The sequence below is a fragment of the Streptomyces venezuelae genome (genome assembly GCF_008642335.1).
GTDB lineage: Bacteria > Actinomycetota > Actinomycetes > Streptomycetales > Streptomycetaceae > Streptomyces > Streptomyces venezuelae_F.
Genome location: NZ_CP029191.1, coordinates 386,320 through 402,518, shown reverse-complemented (window position 1 = coordinate 402,518; position 16,199 = coordinate 386,320). Strand labels below are relative to the sequence as shown.

Below are 16,199 nucleotides of genomic sequence, written 5' to 3'. Positions count from 1 at the left end.
GGAGTTGTGGGCGGCGCAAGAGGTCGGTGAAGCCTTCTGTGGTGACAGTGCGTCCATGGGTGAGCTTGCGGCTCAGTGCATGATCAAACCGATTCCTGGTCCGGACCATTGTTGACGAGCCTGACGTGTTCCTGGCAACGCGTTTTCACGACAACCCTGTCAAGCGCTGGTTCGAAGGTCCGCAGGGGATTGGGTTCGTAGAACGTCGAACTACCGGGGATTTGCCGGTGAACCCGCGCGGACGCCGGGAATCACCGCTTCAGAGTTCCGTTCGCCGCCCGTAGATTTTCCGCCATGAACAACACGAACACGCAGCTCAGCGCCCCTGGTTCAGCCCCCGCTCCCGCTCGGAACGCGGTCCTGCGGGTGCCGCCCGCCGCGCCGGCCGCGGCCGCCGCGTACTTCGGCGCATCCCTCGCCTTCCACGCCGACGTGTCCGACGTGGCCTCCGCGCTCGCCGGGGACGGCGACCCGGGCTTCGTGGTGATCGACACCCGGTCCACCGCCTCGTGGGACCAGGGGCACGTCCCCGGAGCCGTCCACCTGCCGACCGCCCTCATCCCCGAGCAGGCGGAGGCACTCCTCGACAAGGCGGTGCCGGTCGTCACTTACTGCTGGGGGCCCGGCTGCAACGGCGCGACCCGTGCCGCCCTCGCCCTCGCCCAACTGGGCTACCAGGTCAAGGAGATGCTCGGCGGATTCGAGTACTGGGCGCGCGAAGGGTTCGAGTTCGAGACGTGGGAGGGCCGTGAGCGGCGCGACGCCGACCCGCTCACGGCTCCCCTGGACGCCGGGGACTGCGGCTGCTGACCGCCCGGCGCCGTCACGTCGTCAGAGTCCGGACAACTCCTCCACCAGGTCGTCAAGGCCCAGGGAGCCCTGCGACAGGGCGGCCATGTGCCACGCCTTCGCGTCGAAGGCGGCGCCGTGCCGGCTCCGCGCGTTCTCACGGCCGAGCAGCCAGGCACGCTCACCGAGCTTGTACCCGATGGCCTGACCCGGAATGGTCAGATAGCGGGTCATCTCGCTGGCCACGTACTCCGTGGAACGGCTGCAGTGCGCGTCGTAGAACTCCTGGGCCAGGTCCGGCGTCCAGCGCTCGCCCGGGTGGAAGGGGGAGTCGGCCGGAATCTCCAGTTCCAGGTGCATGCCGATGTCGACGATGACGCGCAGCGCGCGCATCATCTGAGCGTCGAGATAGCCGAGCCTGCGCTCGGGGTCGGTCAGGAAGCCGAGCTCGTCCATCAGCCGCTCCGCGTACAGCGCCCAGCCCTCCGCGTTGGCGCTGACGATGCCGACGGTCGCCTGATAGCGGGAGAGGTTCTCCGCCACGTGCGCCCACTGGGCGAGCTGGAGGTGATGGCCGGGCACGCCCTCGTGGTACCAGGTGGAGACGAGGTCGTAGACGGGGAAGCGGGTCTCGCCCATCGTCGGCAGCCAGGTACGGCCAGGCCGCGAGAAGTCCTCGGACGGACCCGTGTAGTAGGGGGCCGCGGCGCCGCCGGGCGGCGCGATGTGGGACTCCACCTTCCGCACGCGCTCGGCGAGTTCGAAGTGGGTGCCGTCCAGGGCGTCGATCGCCTCGTCCATCAGCTCCTGCAGCCAGACCCGGACCTCCTCCACGCCCTCGATGTGCGTCCCGTGCTCGTCGAGGTGGGCGAGCGCGACCCACGGCGTGGCCGCGCCGGGCAGGATCTTCTCCGCCTCGGTCCGCATCTCCGCGAGCAGCCGGTGGAACTCCGACCAGCCGTACGCGTACGCCTCGTCCAGGTCCAGATCGGCGCCGTTGCACTCGCGGGAAAGCCGGGCGTAGCGCTCGCGGCCCACGATGTCGGGGGCGCCCTCGATCGCGGGGGCGTACACGTCGCGCATCCAGTCGCGCAGCGCCACGACCGACGCGGTCGCGGCCCGCGCGGCGGCGTCCAGGTCGGCGCACAGGGCGTCCGGGCCCGCCGCCGCGAAGTCGTCGAACCAGCCGCCCCCGCTCGGGTGGTCGCCGGTCTCACCCGCCCACTCGGTGAGCTGCCCGATGAAGGTGGCGGTGGGGCGCGGCGGCCCGAACAGCTTCCGGTCCAGACCGAGTTCGAGGGAGGCCCGGTACCCTTCGAACGCCGCCGGTACGGCGCGCAGCCGCTCGGCGATCGCCGCCCAGTCGGCCTCCGTCTCCATGGGGGAGACCGTGAAGATCTCCCGTACCTGATGCGGCATCGTGTCCAGGTTGCCGACCGCGCGCAGCCCTTCGTCGGCCTCGTGCACGGCCAGCTGCGCGGTCAGCCGCTCCCGCAGGAGCCGCCCGCAGCGGCGCTCGGCCTCGCTGTCCGCACCGGGCGTGCGCTCCGCCTCGTCGAGCCGCGCCAGGGTCGTGCGCGCCAGCCGGGCGAGGGCCTCCTGGCCCTCGGGTGAGGTGTCGGGGAGCCTGCTGTTGCTCTCCTCGACACCGAGGTAGGTGCCCGTGATGGGGTCGAGGGCGATGAGCTCGTCGACGTAGGCGTCGGCGACGGCGCGGGGCAGGGGAGCGGCGTTCGCATGCGGGTTCTCAGTGGCTGACATGCGGACATCGTCGTACAGGGAGGCGGTGCGCGTCACCATGATTCACTCGGCGAATCCTGCGGGGTGCCGGGCGCGGAGTCGGGCGGGAGCAGCGGACCGCACGCCCACTGCTGGAAGATCAACCGGGTCTCGACGCGCGCCACTTCACGCCGTGCGGTGAACTTGTCGAGGACGAGCCGCTGCAGATCCGCGGGCCCGGCCACCGCCACGTGCACCAGGAAGTCCTCCGGGCCCGTGAGATGGAACAGGGACAGCGACTCCGGAAGCGCCCTGACGCGCTCCACGAACGGGCCGACGAGATCCCGCCGGTGCGGCCGGACCTGCACGGAGAGGAGCGCCTCGACCCCGCGGCCGAGCTTCGCCGGGTCCAGGCGCAGCTGATGTCCGAGAATCACCCCGGAACGCCGCAGCCGCGTCACGCGGTCGAGGCACGTCGACGGCGCGACACCGACCTGCGCCGCCAGGTCCCTGTACGTGGTCCGGGCATCGTTCTGCAGCACGCGCAGTATGTGGAGATCCACCGGGTCCAGTGCGACGGAATCGGCCATCGGCCGAACGTAGCACGGGGTGTGTCCCCCTGACCCCGTGCGATGTTCAGCCTGTGCGGCATGGAAGCGAACACCGGGACAGCACCGCACACACCCTCCGCGGACAGCGCCTCACCGTCACGCGCCCTGGCCACCGAAGCCGTGCACGCGGGACGGGACGATCTGGCCGAAATGGGCCTGCACGCCCCGCCGATCGACCTCTCCACGACCTACCCCTCCCGCGACAGCCGCGGCGAAGCGGCCCGCATCGACGCGTTCGCCGCCGAAGGCGTCCTCGACGACGGGCCGCCGGTCTACGCACGCCTCGGCAATCCGACCGTCGCCCGCTTCGAGACGGCACTCGCCCGCCTCGAAGGCACCGAGAGCGCCGTCGCCTTCGCGAGCGGCATGGCGGCGCTGACCGCGGTGCTCCTCGTACGGGGATCCGCGCGCCTGCGCCATGTCGTGGCCGTCCGGCCGCTGTACGGCTGCAGCGACCACCTGCTCTCCGCGGGACTCGTCGGAACCGAGGTGACCTGGGTGGACCCCGAGGGCATCGCCGACGCCATCCGCCCCGACACCGGCCTGGTCATGGTCGAGTCGCCCGCCAACCCCACGCTCGCCGAACTCGACCTGGCCGCGGTCGCCCGCGCCTGCGGCACCGTCCCGCTGCTCGCCGACAACACCTTCGCGACCCCCGTGCTGCAGCGGCCCGCGGAGAGCGGCGCCCGTCTGGTGCTGCACAGCGCCACCAAGTACCTCGGTGGGCACGGCGACGTCCTCGGCGGCGTGGTCGCGTGCGACGAGGAACTCGCCCGTGGGCTGCGCCAGGTCCGCTTCGCCACGGGCGGGGTGCTGCACCCCCTCGCCGGATACCTGCTGCTGCGCGGCCTGGCCACGCTGCCCGTCCGGGTGCGCGCCGCCTCGGCGAACGCGGCGGAACTGGCACGCCGCCTCGCCGCCGACCCGCGCGTGGAGCGCGTGCACTATCCGCGGATGGGCGGCGCCATGGTCGCCTTCGAGGTGCGCGGCGACCCGCACGGAGTGATCGCAGGCGTACGGCTGATCACCCCTGCGGTCAGCCTCGGCAGCGTCGACTCGCTCATCCAGCACCCGGCATCCATCAGCCACCGGGTGGTGGACGCCGAGGACCGGCGCTCGGCCGGCGTCGGCGACCGGCTGTTGCGCATGTCGTGCGGCCTGGAGGACGTCGACGACCTCTGGCGAGACCTGGACAGGGCGCTCGGCCCCGTCCCGGTCACCATCCCCGCGCGGGCGGGGGCCCAAAGGCAGGCCCTCAGGGGCGCTGCGCGTGGTCGTACGGCAGCCGCGAACCGACCGGTGTCGCGTCGAGGCGGGCCGTGATCACCAGCGTGCCCTCCTCGATCTGGTAGTCGAGCGGCAGGCCGAGCCCGCGCATCGCGGCCACCATGCCGGTGTTGGACGCCTGCGTCACCGCGTACACGCTCTCGCAGCCCGCCTCGACGGCCATCGCCACCAGCCGGCCGAGCAGCTGGCCGCCGATGCCGCGGCGCTGCCACTCGTCCTCGACGAGCAGCGCCACCTCGGTCTCGTCGCCGTCCCACAGGAGATGGCCGATGCCGACGATCCGGCCGGACGCGGTGCGCACCGCGAGGGTGCGGCCGAAGCGGGGGCTGAGGAGGTGGTTGAGGTAGCGGTCGGCGTCGTGCACAGGGCCGTGGTAGCGCTTGTCCAGCGTGGCGGGCGAGCAGCGCTCGTGCATGGCCTTGGCGGCCTCGATGTCGGCGGTGTCGGCCCGCCGCACGGTGATGGAGTTGCCCTCGGGGAGCGTCAGGACGTCCTGGCTCCGCGGGATGCGCGGGCCGAGCCGGGTGTCGAGCTCGACGAGGGCCCGCGCGCGGGCGAACTCGGTGGGAGTGAACGGTAGATAGGGGCGCTCGACGGTGATGACCTCGCCGTCGGGACCCTTCAGCTTGAGCACCGTGCCGTCGAGTACGCCGTCGACCGGGATCGACTCAGGACGGGCGGATTCGTCTCCGCGGGTCCCTGTGCGCGCGGCGGGCAGGGAGCGGATGGTGCAGCGGCCCAGGAGGTGCCGCAGGGCCAGGGGGAGCTCGGCCGCGTCGAGGGCGGTGCGGGTGGCGAGGCCGAGGATGCGGGTGGGGGCGTCCACCAGGTCGTGGGCGTCGGCGCGCTCGATCCAGGTGCCCGTGCCGCCCGCCCGCGCGATCGACCGGGTGATCTCGGCGCCGGCGAGGTCCGCGGGCGCGCGCAGCAGGAACTCGTCGACGGTGCCCTCGGCCAGCGGGTGCGCCTGCAGGCTGAGGATGTCGATGCGGCGCTCGGCGAGCGCGACGCACAGCGCGGCCAGGGAGCCCGGCTCGTCCCGGACGGTCGTGCGCATCCGCCAGAGGGTGGTCCCGGTGTCGGTCCCCGGGGCGACCGCGTCGTCGGTGGTCGCGGTGGTCGCGGAGGTCGTGGTGCGCCCGGCCTGCTCCGCGTCCGCGGGCGGCCGGGCGACGGTATCGGGTGCCGGCGGCGGGGCGTGGTCGTGGCGCCGTGCCCACCAGGTGTGGAAGCCGGCCGTGGCGAGCAGCACCACGGCCGACACGACCAGCAGGCCGGGACCGTCGGGCCCGTGTCCCACCATGTTCGCGACGGCGTCGGCCACCGCCACGGCCGTGAACAGGGCCGCCAGTTCCACCACGTCGCGCCGCCAGTGATGAACGGGGCGTCCGTGCTTGGTCCGTGTCACATCAGACATGTCAGCTCTCATACGTTCACTGTGCTGGACCGGTGTTTCCTGATCACGAACGCCCTGTGACTGATGGGTAAAGAGGTCATCTGCCCCTTTGGCGGCGATTCGCTTACTGCCCGACCCGGCCGGGCTGCAGCACCTTGGTGAACAGCACACCGCCGCCCTCCTGGCGCAGCCGCACCGTCAACTCGCCGCTGCCGCCGTCGATGTCGACCTCGCCGAAGTACTGCGGCGTCTCGGCCGGAGACGTGTTGGCGCGGTTCGGCGCCTTGATGAACTTCTGCTCGGGGCCGAACGTCCCGTCCAGCTTCGTCGCGGGGAAGCCGCCCGCGGCCAGCGGCCCCGACACGAACTCCCAGAACGGCGCGAAGTCCTTGAACGCCGCGCGCGACGGGTCGTAGTGCTGCGCGGAGGTGTAGTGCACGTCGGCGGTCAGCCACACCGTGCCGGTGATCTTCTGGTGCTTGATGTGCCGCAGCAGCTCGGCGATCTGCAGCTCGCGGCCCAGCGGCGCGCCGGGGTCGCCCTGCGCCACGGCCTCGAAGTTCTCCCTGCCGTCCGGGACGACGATGCCCAGCGGCATGTCGGAGGCGATGACCTTCCACACGGCCCGCGAACGGGACAGCTCGCGCTTGAGCCAGGCCAGCTGCCGGGCGCCGAGGATGCCGGTGGTGTCGTCGGGCTGCCGGTTGGGGGAGTTGGCGTTGCGGTAGGTGCGCATGTCGAGGACGAACACGTCCAGGAGCGGGCCGTGGCGCAGCACGCGGTAGACCCGGCCGTCCTCGTCACCCGGCGGGAGCGTCGAGATGGGGAAGTACTCGCTGAACGCGCGCAGCGAGCGGCCCGCGAGGACGTCCACGTTCTTCTCCGTGTACCGGGGGTCGTCCAGGATCTGCCCCGGGTACCAGTTGTTGCGCACCTCGTGGTCGTCCCACTGGACGATCGACGGCACCTGGGCGTTGAACCGGCGCAGGTTGTCGTCGAGCAGGTTGTAGCGGAACGCGCCGCGGAACTCCTTCAGGTCCTCGGCGACCTTGGACTTCTCCTCGGTCGTGACATTCCGCCACACCGTGCCGTCGGGCAGCGTGACGCTCGGCAGGATGGGGCCGTCGGCGTAGATGTTGTCGCCGCTGCACAGGAAGAAGTCCGGGTCGCGTCTGCGCATCTCCTCGAAGATCCGGTAGCCGCCGCGGTCCGGGTTGATGCCCCAGCCCTGGCCCGCGATGTCACCCGACCACAGGAAACGGACGTCCTGCTTGCGGCCCTTCGGCGTCGTGCGGAACGTACCGGTCACCGGCTTGCCCGTGCGGCGCGGGTCGTCGGGGTCGGCGAGCAGCACCCGGTAGTGGATCTGTTCGCCCGCGGGCAGCCCGCGCAGCCGCGTCGTCCCCGTGAAGTCCGTGTCCGGGCCGAGCAGCGGGCCGCGCCACCGCTGCGGATGGCGGAACGACTCGGTGGCGGAGGTCTCCACGATCATCCGGGCGGGTCGGTCGGAGCGGACCCAGACGAGCCCCGAATGCGCCGTCACGTCTCCGGCCTGGACGCCCCACCCGGCCTTCGGGCGGCCCGACAGGGCGAGCGACGGAGCGGCCCCGGCCAGCGCGGGCACGGCGAGCGCCGCCGGTACGGCGAGCGATCCGCGCAGCACGCTGCGGCGACGGGGGGACGGGCTCGGCTGACGTTGCGACATAAATGCGCCTCCAGTTGACGGGTGCGACCAGTGTGCGTGCGCCCGGCCGGTACCGCGCCACAGCGTCCACACGAAGCCCAAGTGAACAACTCACCACAGGCCGGGGGGAACCGCCGCGCGGAGACTGCCTCCAGTCAGCGGCGGCAGGTGTCGAGGAGGACGCGGGCGACGAGGGCGGGGTCGTCGTTCATCGGCACGTGGCCGCAGCCGGGGAGCCGGACGAGGCGCGCGCCGGGGATCGTGTGCTTCGCGCGTACGCCCTGCCGGCGCAGGAGCAGCCGGTCCTTCGTGCCCCAGGCGACGGTGACAGGGAGGCCCGTCACGTCATCCTGGAAGAGGACATCACGGCCGGCCAGGAGTGTCGCCTCGAACCCGGTGGCCTCGCGCAACGCGAGCGTCTCGGCGACGACCGCTTGAGGGGAACGGCGCCAAGGGCGGGCGTAGATCGTGCTCGTGAGCGCCGTGCGCCCGGCCGCGCTCGTCGACAGCCGCTCGATCGCGGGACGCGGCAGCAGACGCGCGGCCCGCCGCATCGCGAGGAGCGTGCCGAACGCGTACCGGCGCTCGGCGGGCGTCCAGAAACCGGCGGGGGAGAGCGCGGTGACGGAGCGGACCAGCTTCTCGCGGCCCATTTCCAGGGCCAGCAGTCCGCCCAGGGAGTTGCCCGCCACGTGCGGCCGCTCGATCCGCAGCGCCTCGCAGAACGCGCCCAGCGCGGGGACGACCGCGGGCAGACCGTACTCCAGTTCCTCGGGCAGTGCGGGGGAGCGGCCAAAGCCCGGCAGGTCGACCGCGATCACGTCGTGCTCGGCGGCCAGGATCCCGAACACCGGGTCCCAGGCCTGCCGGTGGTGGCCGATGCCGTGCAGCAGAAGCAACGGCTCGCCCGCGCCCGCCCGTTCGTAGGAGATCGTCACGGTGTGCGGCCCGCCGTGCGACGCGACGCTGAAGGAGACCTCTGCGGCCATGACTGCTCCTGTCCCCGCCGCCGGACGACGGTTCCCCGATGTGTTAGACGCGCTGTCAGCAACAATTACCGCCCAGTAGCCCGCAGTTCAAGAGGGTGGTCGCGGACGCTTCGGGCGAGCGGTCCCCCGCGTCGGTGAGTGTGCCGCGTACCGCAGTCGAAGTGCCTGGACAGGCGGTGCTTCGTGGGTTGGGATAGGACCGTGGCCACCGACACCATCACCGACGTCTTCGAAGAGCACCGACCCACCCTGATGGGCGTCGCCTACCGCATGCTCGGCCGCGTGGCCGACGCGGAGGACGTCGTCCAGGAGGCCTGGCTGCGCTGGTCGGAGTCCGACCACGAGCACGTGCGCGAACCCCGCGCGTTCCTGGTGCGCGTCACCACACGGCTCGCCATCGACCGCCTGCGCCACCTGCAGTCCCGGCGCGAGGCCTACGTCGGGCCGTGGCTCCCCGAGCCCTACGTCACCGACCTCGGGTCGTCCGTGCCCGACACCGCGGAGCGGGCCGTGCTCGCCGAGTCCGTCTCCCTCGCCGTCCTCGTGGTCCTGGAGTCCCTCTCGCCCCTGGAGCGGGCGGTGTTCGTGCTCCGCGAGGCGTTCGGGTTCCCGTTCGCCGAGATCGCGGTCACGCTCGACCGCAGCGAGGCCGCCGTGCGCCAGCTCGCGGGCCGGGCCCGCAAGCACGTCGACGAGGGCCGGCCCCGCTACAAGGTGGACCCCGCCGAACGCCGCGACCTGACCGAGCGCTTCCTCGCCGCCGCCACCGAGGGCGACCTCGACGGGCTGATGTCGCTCCTCGCGCCGGACGTCCGGCTCGTCGGCGACGCGGGCGGCAAGTCGAAGGCGCCGCTGCGCGTCCTGGAGTCCGCGGACAAGGTGGGCCGCTTCCTGCACAGCACCGCGGGCAAGGTGGCCGCGGAGGCGCGCGAACTGGAAGTCCGTTTCATCGAGGCGAACGGCGCGGAGTGCCTCCTCGTCCTCGTGAACGGCCGACCCGACAGCGTGTTCCGCTTGGACGTCGCCGACGGCCTCATCCAGGACGTCTACATCGTCCGCAATCCGGACAAGCTCGTGTCGCTCGCCCCCTAGGGTTCCGGCCGCGCATCGCGGCGAGCGGTGCGTCGCCGCAGCTCAGAGCCCCCGCCACGATCGGCGGGGGCTCATTCGTGTGTTCTTCGCCGGCCGTTCACGTGCGGCTGGCCGATTACGCCTGCTTGGCCCCGCGCGAACTCCGCATGAATGCTCTGTGGCATCGTCCCTGTGCAGGCTGTAACGGATCGAGGATTGGTCTTGACCAAGGGTGGGTGCGGGCCTATGGTCGCAGAGATAGTGCAGGAACCTTTAATAAACAAGGGCGCTAAAACGCCGCCGGTCACGGCGATTGCGGAGGACAGGGTGGGGACCACGCAGCTCGAAACGGTGCCGGAGCCGAAGTACTGGCATCTGAAGACCGTGCTCAGTGAGGCGCTCGACTCCGAGTTCTCCGTGGGCGAGATCCTGCCGAACGAGCGCGACCTTGCCGCCCGTTTCGGTGTCGCCCGCGCCACCCTCCGGCAGGCTCTCGAACAGCTCGAACTCGAAGGCAGGCTCCAGCGCCGCCGCGGAGTGGGCACCACCGTCGCTCCGCCGCGGATGGGCGTGGCCGTCGGATCCGCGCAGGGTTCGTGGCCGGGCGCGGTCGGCGACGCCTGGCAGCTCGCGGACTGCGCCCCGGCGGTCCCGCCGGCGGACGTGGCCCGCATGCTCGAGACCGCCGCGGACGAGCAGGTGCACGTGGTGCGCCGCACCCGCGTCTCGAACGGCCAGCCCGTGGCCGCCGAGCTGCTGTACGTGCCCACGTCGTCGGTCGCCGAACTGACCGGCATGGACGAGCCGTCCGGCGCGGCACGCGCGCGTGTCGTCCTGCGCGAGCTGTCCCGGCTCGGCCTCGAAGGGCAGGACCGCGCCGTCGAACTCGGCTCGGCCCGCGCGGACGACGCCAAGGCCCTCGACCGCCTGCCCGGCGCACCGGTGCTCGTCGTGACGACGCGCTTCTTCGCCGAGGGGCGCACGGCCGCGGTCTCCGTGGCCACCTACCGGGCCGACACCTGCCGCCTCACGTTCGGGGACTCCGGCGGGGTCGAGATACACCACGACACGGAGCGCCGCGCTTCCTGACGCCGCGCCCCCGCGCCGCCCGCTTCATTGGGCTCGTTCGCTTCGTTCGTTTCGTCAGGGGACTCTCACCGCCGTGCGGTGACGGTCCCCTCGACGGCGAACAGCTGCTCCTCGACGTGATCGAGCGCCAGCCGCAGCGCCCCGGTCGACACGACCGCCTCGCCCAGCAGCGAGAGAGCCACCCGCGGCGGCCGCAGGCAGTAGCGCTCCAGCTCCCGGTGCAGCGGCTCAAGGACGCCGTCGAGACCCGCCGCCCAGCCGCCCACGACGACCAGCTCCGGATCGAGCGCGAGGACCAGGGCGGCCACGTCGTGCACGAGCCGCTGGATGAACCGCTCCACGGCCGCTTTCGCCCGCTCGTCGCCCTCGCGCGCGTGCGCGAACACGTCGGCGACGGCCTGCTCGTCCAAGGGGTGCAGCGGCTCGTCCGTGGTCGAGAGCAGCGTCTCCGGCGTGACCTCACGGCCCAGCAGGTGCAGCGCGCCGATCTCGCCCGCCGCGCCGCCGTAACCCCGGTGCAGGCGCCCGCCGATCAGTGAACCGGCCCCCGGGCTCAGCCCCGCGAGGACGAACACCACGTCGTCCGTGTCGGTCGCGGCGCCCTTCCAGTGCTCGGCGACGGCCGCGGCGTTGGCGTCGTTCTCCACCAGGACCGGGCACTTGAACGACCGGCGCAGCCGCTCGCCCAGCTGAAGCCCCGTCCACTCGGGCAGCGCCGTGCTCAGCCGCACCGTGCCGTCCGCGTCCAGGATGCCGGGGCTGCCCACCCCGACGGCCCGCAGCGAACTGCGGGCGATCCCGGCGCGGCGCAGCAGATCGGCGACCGCCGTGCGCAGACGTTCGAGCCGGTCGTCCGCGGACGCCTCCGCGGAGACGGCCTTCGACGCCGCCCCGAGGACCTTGCCGTCCAGGTCCGAGAGCACGGCGGCCACCCGGTGCGGGCCGATCTCCAGACCGAGCAGATGTCCCGCCTCCGCCCGGAACCGGAACTTCCGCGCTGGCCGGCCCTGGCGCCGCGCGCCGCCGTCCTCGGCCGCCGACTCCACCACGAGCCCGGCCTCGATGAGCCCTTCGACGACCCCCTCGACGGTGGGCCGGGAGAGCCCGGTCACGCGGGTGATCTCCGTGAGCGTCGCCAAGTCCGCGGCGCGCAGCGCGTGCAGCACCACCGCGGAGTTGATACGCCGCAACAGGGAGGGGTCCCCGCCGCTCAGCTGCCCCAACGTCCGTCCTCCCAGCTCGTGCGCGTGATGGCCGGATCGTACTCGCAGGACGGTACGGCGGCGAGTGCCGGGCCCGTCCGTACCGCGTCCGGCACCGTCGTCCCGGCAGGCAGCGCCGTCACCCCGGCGAGACAAAACCGGATTCGTACGCGGCGATGACCGCCTGCGTCCGGTCCCGCGCCCCCAGCTTCCCGAGGACGGCGCTGACATGCGACTTGACCGTCTCCGTGCCCACGACGAGGCGGGCCGCGATCTCCGCGTTCGACAGGCCGCGCGCCATCAGCCGCAGCACCTCCGCCTCACGCTCGGTCAGCGCGGCCTTCTCCAGCGCGTCCCGGGCCTCCGGATTGCCCCGCTCCGTGCCGTACTCGCCCGCCAGCTGCCGGACCGCCGCGGGGAACAGCAGCGACTCGCCCTCGGCGACCAGCCGCACCGCGTGCACGATCTCCGCGGGCCTCGCGCGCTTCAGCAGGAACCCGTCGGCGCCCGCGCGCAGCGCCTCGTACACGTACTCGTCGTTCTCGAAGGTCGTGACCACGAGGATCTTCGGCGGATCCTGCACGGTGCGCAGCACCGCGCGGGTCGCCTCGATGCCGTCGAGCAGCGGCATGCGGACGTCCATCGCGACCACGTCGGGGCGCAGCTCGCGGACGAGGGGGATGACCGCCGCGCCGTCCGCCGCCTCGCCGACCACGCGGATGTCCGGCTGCGCCTCGAGGACGGCACGCAGGCCCGCGCGTACGAGGGGTTCGTCGTCGACGAGGAGCACGGTGACCGTCATCCGGCCAGCGTAGATCATTTCAGGGGCAGTTCGACGTGCACCTGCCAGTCGCCGTCGTGCGGTCCCGTGGTGGCCCGGCCGCCGAGCAGGGTGGCCCGTTCCCGGATGCCGCGCAGCCCGCTGCCGCCGCGCCCCGTCGAACCGGTGGGGCTCGGCAGCGCGTTGCGCACGTTCATCACCAGGCGGGCGTCGTCCACGGCGATACGCAGGCGCACGGGCACGGGGCCGGAGTGGCGCAGGACGTTGGTGAGCGCCTCCTGGAGCATGCGGTAGCCCTCACGGGAGACGGGTCCTGGCAGCCGTTCCACCGGACCCGTCACCTCCATGTCGACCTTCGCGCCCGAGGCACGCGCCGACTGGAGCAGCCGGTCGGCGTCGGTGAGCGTCGGCCGCCCGCTCACGGGCTGCTCGTCCTCGCGCAGCACCCGCAGGACCCGCTCCAGGTCCTCCAGCGCGGCCCGCCCCGTCTCCTCCACCGCCTCCAGGGCCCGTGCGGTGAACGCCGGGTCGGATGCGGCCCTGGCGGCGCCCGCCTGGACGACGGCGACGGTCAGGGCGTGCCCTATGGAGTCGTGCAGCTCGCGCGCGATGCGGTTGCGTTCGAGGAGCTGCTCGGTGCGCTCCTCCATGACGGCGAGGCGTTCGGCGGGGGAGGGGCCGAGCAGACGCCGGGCCACCACGGCCGTCAGGTGGCCCGCCGCGAGCAGCACACCGAGCTGCGCGAGGACGAGCAGGAGGCTCAGCGGCACCTTGATCCAGGCCGTGTCGGGCGGGGTGAGCAGCAGGCCGTCCGTCTCCGGCGCCTGGTCGTTCGCACCCACCAGCGCGAAGACCATTCCGATGAGCTGGCCCGTCACATGAACCAGGGCGACGCCCGTCTCCAGGCGGAACACCAGCCATACGGCGGTCCGTGCCCGGTCCCGCCAGGAGGCCGAAGGGGCGACGGAGATGCCGGACTCCTCCACCTCGCCGCCCGGCACGGACGCGTGGTGACCGGGAAACAGCATCATCCGGGCCTGCAGCCCCTCGGCCCTGCGGATCACGGGCATCAGGGCAGCCGCCACCAGCAAGGGCACGGGGGTGACCCCGACGAGCACCCAGTCGATGTACGAGGGTTCGGAGAGCCCCGGATAGATCGAGGCGATCACCCATGCGATGGCCGACCCCAAGAAGATGTGCAGCCAGCGCGTGTACGTGACCGCACGCGAGAGAGGTCCGAGGAAGCCGGGCATGGCGCCATCGTGCCAGGCCACCCGCACCCCACGACTCCCCCGTGAGGGGGAGACGATCTCCCCGGGCGGGGGAAGCCCCCAAGGGGCCGCGGCGGCCAGGCTGATGCCCATGACCAGCATCGACGTCAAAGACCTGACCAAGGAGTACGGCACGGCCCGCGCCGTGGACGCCCTCACGTTCAGCGTCCGCCCCGGCCGGGTCACCGGATTCCTCGGCCCCAACGGCGCCGGCAAGTCGACCACCATGCGCCTCGTCCTCGGCCTGGACCGCCCCACCTCGGGCACGGCCACGGTGGGCGGGCGCCGCTACACCGAACTCGCCGAACCCCTGCGCCACGTAGGGGCGCTCCTCGACGCCAACGCGGCCCACGGCTCGCGTACCGCCCGCAACCACCTCCTCGCGCTCGCCGTCAGCAACCGGCTCCCCGCCCGGCGCGTGGACGAGGTACTGGACGAAACGGGGCTCGGATCCGTCGCGGGCAAGCGGATCAAGACGTTCTCGCTGGGCATGCGGCAACGGCTCGGCATCGCGGCCGCTCTGCTCGGCGACCCCGAGGTCGTGATGCTGGACGAGCCGTCCAACGGCCTCGACCCCGAAGGCATCATCTGGATCCGCGAGTTGCTGCGCCGACTGGCCGCGGAGGGGCGCACCGTCCTCGTCTCCAGCCACCTCATGAACGAGACCGCGACCTTCGCCGACCACCTCGTCGTCCTCGGCCGGGGTCGGCTGCTCGCGGACGACCCCATGACCGAGTTCATCGCGTCGCACGGCCAGGCGCGGGTCCGCGTACGGACGACGGACCCGGACCTGCTCCGTGAACTGCTGTCCGGCCGCGGGTACGTCCTCGGGGACTCGGTCGAAGGCCGCTGGACGGTCGAAGGGGTGAAGGCCGAGGAGGTCGGGGCGATCGCCGCGACCGCCGGGGTCCAGGTCCTCGAACTCGCCGACGAGCACACCTCCCTGGAACAGGCCTACCTCGCCCTGACGGCCGACCAGGCCCAGTTCAGAGCCGGCACCACCACCGCACCCGCGCCCCGTCAGGAGGCCTGAGCATGGCCATGGAGAACTCCGCCGTACTGCCCGTCACGCACGCCGAGTGGATCAAGATCAGATCGCTGCGGTCGAGCCTGATCTCGCTGCTCGTCATCTTCGCCGCGACCCTCGCCATCACCGTGCTGGCCTCCGCGACCATCGGCCGGGCCGAGGCCGACAACCCGGACGCCGAACCGCTCTTCGACGCCTTCTACGCCTTCAACTTCGGCCAGATCGCGGCGATCAGCTTCGGAACGACCGCGATGTCGTCCGAGTACACCAGCGGCGCCCTGCGCGTTTCTCTCGCCGCCGTACCGCGCCGCGGGCTCTTCTACGGCTCCAAGATGATGGTCATCGGCGGCCTCGCGCTGCTCGCGGGACTCGTCACCGGCTTCGCCACCTTCCTCACCAGCCAGGCCTTCCTCGGCGAGTACGCGATCGGGCTCAACCACGCGGGCGCCGTGCGCGCCTGCGTCGGCGGCGGCGTCTACCTCGCGCTGATGGCGCTGCTCGCGGCGGGCCTGACCGCCGTCCTGCGCAGCGGAGTCGCCGTCCTCAGCATCCTCATCCCGTTCACGCTCATCGTCTCGTTCGTGGTCGGCGACGTCGCGGACGGCGCCGCCGGGTACCTGCCGGACAAGGCGGGCCAGCAGGTGCTGCACGAGACCACGACCGGGAGCCTCGGCCCGTGGGCGGGGCTCGCGGTGTGCGCGGCCTGGACGGCGGCCGTGCTGCTCGCCGGCTGGTGGGCCGTGCGCCGCCGCGACGCGTGACGGGTGACGGGGAACGCGCGACGCATGACGCGTTGTCAGTGGTGCCCGCTTTACTGGACGTCATGAGCAGCGCACACCATCTCGCCGTGATCGACCTGCTGCGCTCCCGGGACTTCCCCGCGGAGCACGGCAGGTCCGAGCACGGTTCCCAGGGCCCCGGGTTCCACATCGCGGAGTTACTGACGAGTGACACCTTCTGGGAGGACGACGGCACGCGATGGCACCTCACGGAGGAGCAGTACGACGCCGAGCGCGACGCCCTGACCGTGCTCCTCGCCGACCGCTGGGGCCCGCCGCAGCGGTTCAGCCTGGCGAGCCTCTTCGAACGCGCCGCGGCGGCGGACCTCGGCGAGGCGGACGAGGAGATACCGCAGCCGTGGGCGCACTTGAGCTCCTGCGTGCCTGACCTGCACCTGTGGCGGGTCGACGGCCGCTGGATAGCCCTCGGGGTCGCCCAGTGGGACAAGGAACTGCCGTTCCAGCTGCTCGCGGTGGTGACGGAGACGGACCCGCCGTGACGGC

Annotated in this window: 15 protein-coding genes; 7 read left to right on the top strand and 8 right to left on the bottom strand. The window is 72.4% G+C overall.

The genetic code is table 11. The features are described 5' to 3' along the window. Positions 1-294 precede the first annotated feature (294 nt). Entirely contained in the window at positions 295-810 is a 516-nt protein-coding gene (locus DEJ49_RS01840; RefSeq protein WP_150182049.1) for a rhodanese-like domain-containing protein, read from the top strand. Between the two features lie 21 nt (positions 811-831). Here the strand turns inward: DEJ49_RS01840 and DEJ49_RS01835 are convergent, their stop codons facing one another. Next, positions 832-2,550 (bottom strand): DUF885 domain-containing protein, encoded by a 1,719-nt coding sequence (locus DEJ49_RS01835; protein ID WP_150182048.1) that lies wholly within the window; start codon positions 2,548-2,550, stop codon positions 832-834. Positions 2,551-2,582: 32 nt separating this feature from the next. Continuing rightward, complete coding sequence (locus tag DEJ49_RS01830) at positions 2,583-3,098, bottom strand: Lrp/AsnC family transcriptional regulator (RefSeq protein ID WP_150182047.1); 516 nt, start codon at positions 3,096-3,098, stop codon at positions 2,583-2,585. Between the two features lie 60 nt (positions 3,099-3,158). Between DEJ49_RS01830 and DEJ49_RS01825 the strand changes: the two genes are divergently transcribed. Continuing rightward, positions 3,159-4,442 carry a trans-sulfuration enzyme family protein gene (locus DEJ49_RS01825; protein ID WP_150182046.1) on the top strand — a complete coding sequence of 428 codons (1,284 nt, stop codon included), beginning with the start codon at positions 3,159-3,161 and terminating at the stop codon, positions 4,440-4,442. Here the strand turns inward: DEJ49_RS01825 and DEJ49_RS01820 are convergent. The 3 genes from DEJ49_RS01820 to DEJ49_RS01810 form a co-directional block, all read right to left on the bottom strand. Beyond that, entirely contained in the window at positions 4,375-5,823 is a 1,449-nt protein-coding gene (locus DEJ49_RS01820) for a GNAT family N-acetyltransferase (protein ID WP_223832682.1), read from the bottom strand. The genes DEJ49_RS01825 and DEJ49_RS01820 overlap by 68 nt on opposite strands. A 103-nt stretch (positions 5,824-5,926) precedes the next feature. Further along, positions 5,927-7,507 (bottom strand): alkaline phosphatase D family protein, encoded by a 1,581-nt coding sequence (locus DEJ49_RS01815; protein ID WP_150182044.1) that lies wholly within the window; start codon positions 7,505-7,507, stop codon positions 5,927-5,929. Positions 7,508-7,641: 134 nt separating this feature from the next. Next, the gene (locus DEJ49_RS01810) at positions 7,642-8,475 is read right to left on the bottom strand and encodes an alpha/beta fold hydrolase (protein WP_150182043.1); all 834 of its coding nucleotides are present in this window, start codon (positions 8,473-8,475) and stop codon (positions 7,642-7,644) included. Between the two features lie 201 nt (positions 8,476-8,676). Between DEJ49_RS01810 and DEJ49_RS01805 the strand changes: the two genes are divergently transcribed. Continuing rightward, entirely contained in the window at positions 8,677-9,567 is an 891-nt protein-coding gene (locus DEJ49_RS01805; RefSeq protein ID WP_150182042.1) for an RNA polymerase sigma-70 factor, read from the top strand. A gap of 306 nt (positions 9,568-9,873) precedes the next feature. Beyond that, a complete protein-coding gene (locus DEJ49_RS01800; protein ID WP_150187985.1) occupies positions 9,874-10,635 on the top strand; it encodes a GntR family transcriptional regulator in 762 nt (253 codons plus the stop codon). Between the two features lie 65 nt (positions 10,636-10,700). Here the strand turns inward: DEJ49_RS01800 and DEJ49_RS01795 are convergent, their stop codons facing one another. The 3 genes from DEJ49_RS01795 to DEJ49_RS01785 form a co-directional block, all read right to left on the bottom strand. Next, positions 10,701-11,858, bottom strand: a complete 1,158-nt coding sequence (locus DEJ49_RS01795) for an ROK family transcriptional regulator (RefSeq protein WP_150182041.1) — start codon at positions 11,856-11,858, stop codon at positions 10,701-10,703. Between the two features lie 118 nt (positions 11,859-11,976). After that, entirely contained in the window at positions 11,977-12,639 is a 663-nt protein-coding gene (locus tag DEJ49_RS01790; protein WP_150182040.1) for a response regulator transcription factor, read from the bottom strand. Between the two features lie 14 nt (positions 12,640-12,653). Beyond that, positions 12,654-13,871, bottom strand: a complete 1,218-nt coding sequence (locus DEJ49_RS01785; RefSeq protein ID WP_150182039.1) for a sensor histidine kinase — start codon at positions 13,869-13,871, stop codon at positions 12,654-12,656. 109 nt (positions 13,872-13,980) lie between these two features. Between DEJ49_RS01785 and DEJ49_RS01780 the strand changes: the two genes are divergently transcribed. The 3 genes from DEJ49_RS01780 to DEJ49_RS01770 all read left to right on the top strand — a co-directional run bounded on the left by DEJ49_RS01780 (position 13,981) and on the right by DEJ49_RS01770 (position 16,195). Further along, on the top strand, positions 13,981-14,922 hold the full coding sequence (locus DEJ49_RS01780; RefSeq protein WP_150182038.1) for an ABC transporter ATP-binding protein: 942 nt from the start codon (positions 13,981-13,983) through the stop codon (positions 14,920-14,922). A 2-nt stretch (positions 14,923-14,924) separates the two neighbouring features. Then, positions 14,925-15,677 carry an ABC transporter permease gene (locus DEJ49_RS01775; protein WP_150182037.1) on the top strand — a complete coding sequence of 251 codons (753 nt, stop codon included), beginning with the start codon at positions 14,925-14,927 and terminating at the stop codon, positions 15,675-15,677. A 62-nt stretch (positions 15,678-15,739) separates the two neighbouring features. Further along, positions 15,740-16,195, top strand: a complete 456-nt coding sequence (locus DEJ49_RS01770; RefSeq protein ID WP_150182036.1) for a hypothetical protein — start codon at positions 15,740-15,742, stop codon at positions 16,193-16,195. Positions 16,196-16,199 lie beyond the last annotated feature (4 nt).

Bases quoted from the DNA above. Each gene is read 5' to 3' on its own strand.
- DEJ49_RS01780 (WP_150182038.1), top strand. From the start codon at position 13,981: ATGACCAGCATCGACGTCAAAGACCTGACCAAGGAGTACGGCACGGCC.
- DEJ49_RS01840 (WP_150182049.1), top strand. From the start codon at position 295: ATGAACAACACGAACACGCAGCTCAGCGCCCCTGGTTCAGCCCCCGCT.
- DEJ49_RS01830 (WP_150182047.1), bottom strand. From the start codon at position 3,098: ATGGCCGATTCCGTCGCACTGGACCCGGTGGATCTCCACATACTGCGC.
- DEJ49_RS01790 (WP_150182040.1), bottom strand. From the start codon at position 12,639: ATGACGGTCACCGTGCTCCTCGTCGACGACGAACCCCTCGTACGCGCG.
- DEJ49_RS01770 (WP_150182036.1), top strand. From the start codon at position 15,740: ATGAGCAGCGCACACCATCTCGCCGTGATCGACCTGCTGCGCTCCCGG.
- DEJ49_RS01815 (WP_150182044.1), bottom strand. From the start codon at position 7,507: ATGTCGCAACGTCAGCCGAGCCCGTCCCCCCGTCGCCGCAGCGTGCTG.
- DEJ49_RS01820 (WP_223832682.1), bottom strand. From the start codon at position 5,823: ATGTCTGATGTGACACGGACCAAGCACGGACGCCCCGTTCATCACTGG.
- DEJ49_RS01785 (WP_150182039.1), bottom strand. From the start codon at position 13,871: ATGCCCGGCTTCCTCGGACCTCTCTCGCGTGCGGTCACGTACACGCGC.
- DEJ49_RS01775 (WP_150182037.1), top strand. From the start codon at position 14,925: ATGGCCATGGAGAACTCCGCCGTACTGCCCGTCACGCACGCCGAGTGG.
- DEJ49_RS01810 (WP_150182043.1), bottom strand. From the start codon at position 8,475: ATGGCCGCAGAGGTCTCCTTCAGCGTCGCGTCGCACGGCGGGCCGCAC.
- DEJ49_RS01835 (WP_150182048.1), bottom strand. From the start codon at position 2,550: ATGTCAGCCACTGAGAACCCGCATGCGAACGCCGCTCCCCTGCCCCGC.
- DEJ49_RS01825 (WP_150182046.1), top strand. From the start codon at position 3,159: ATGGAAGCGAACACCGGGACAGCACCGCACACACCCTCCGCGGACAGC.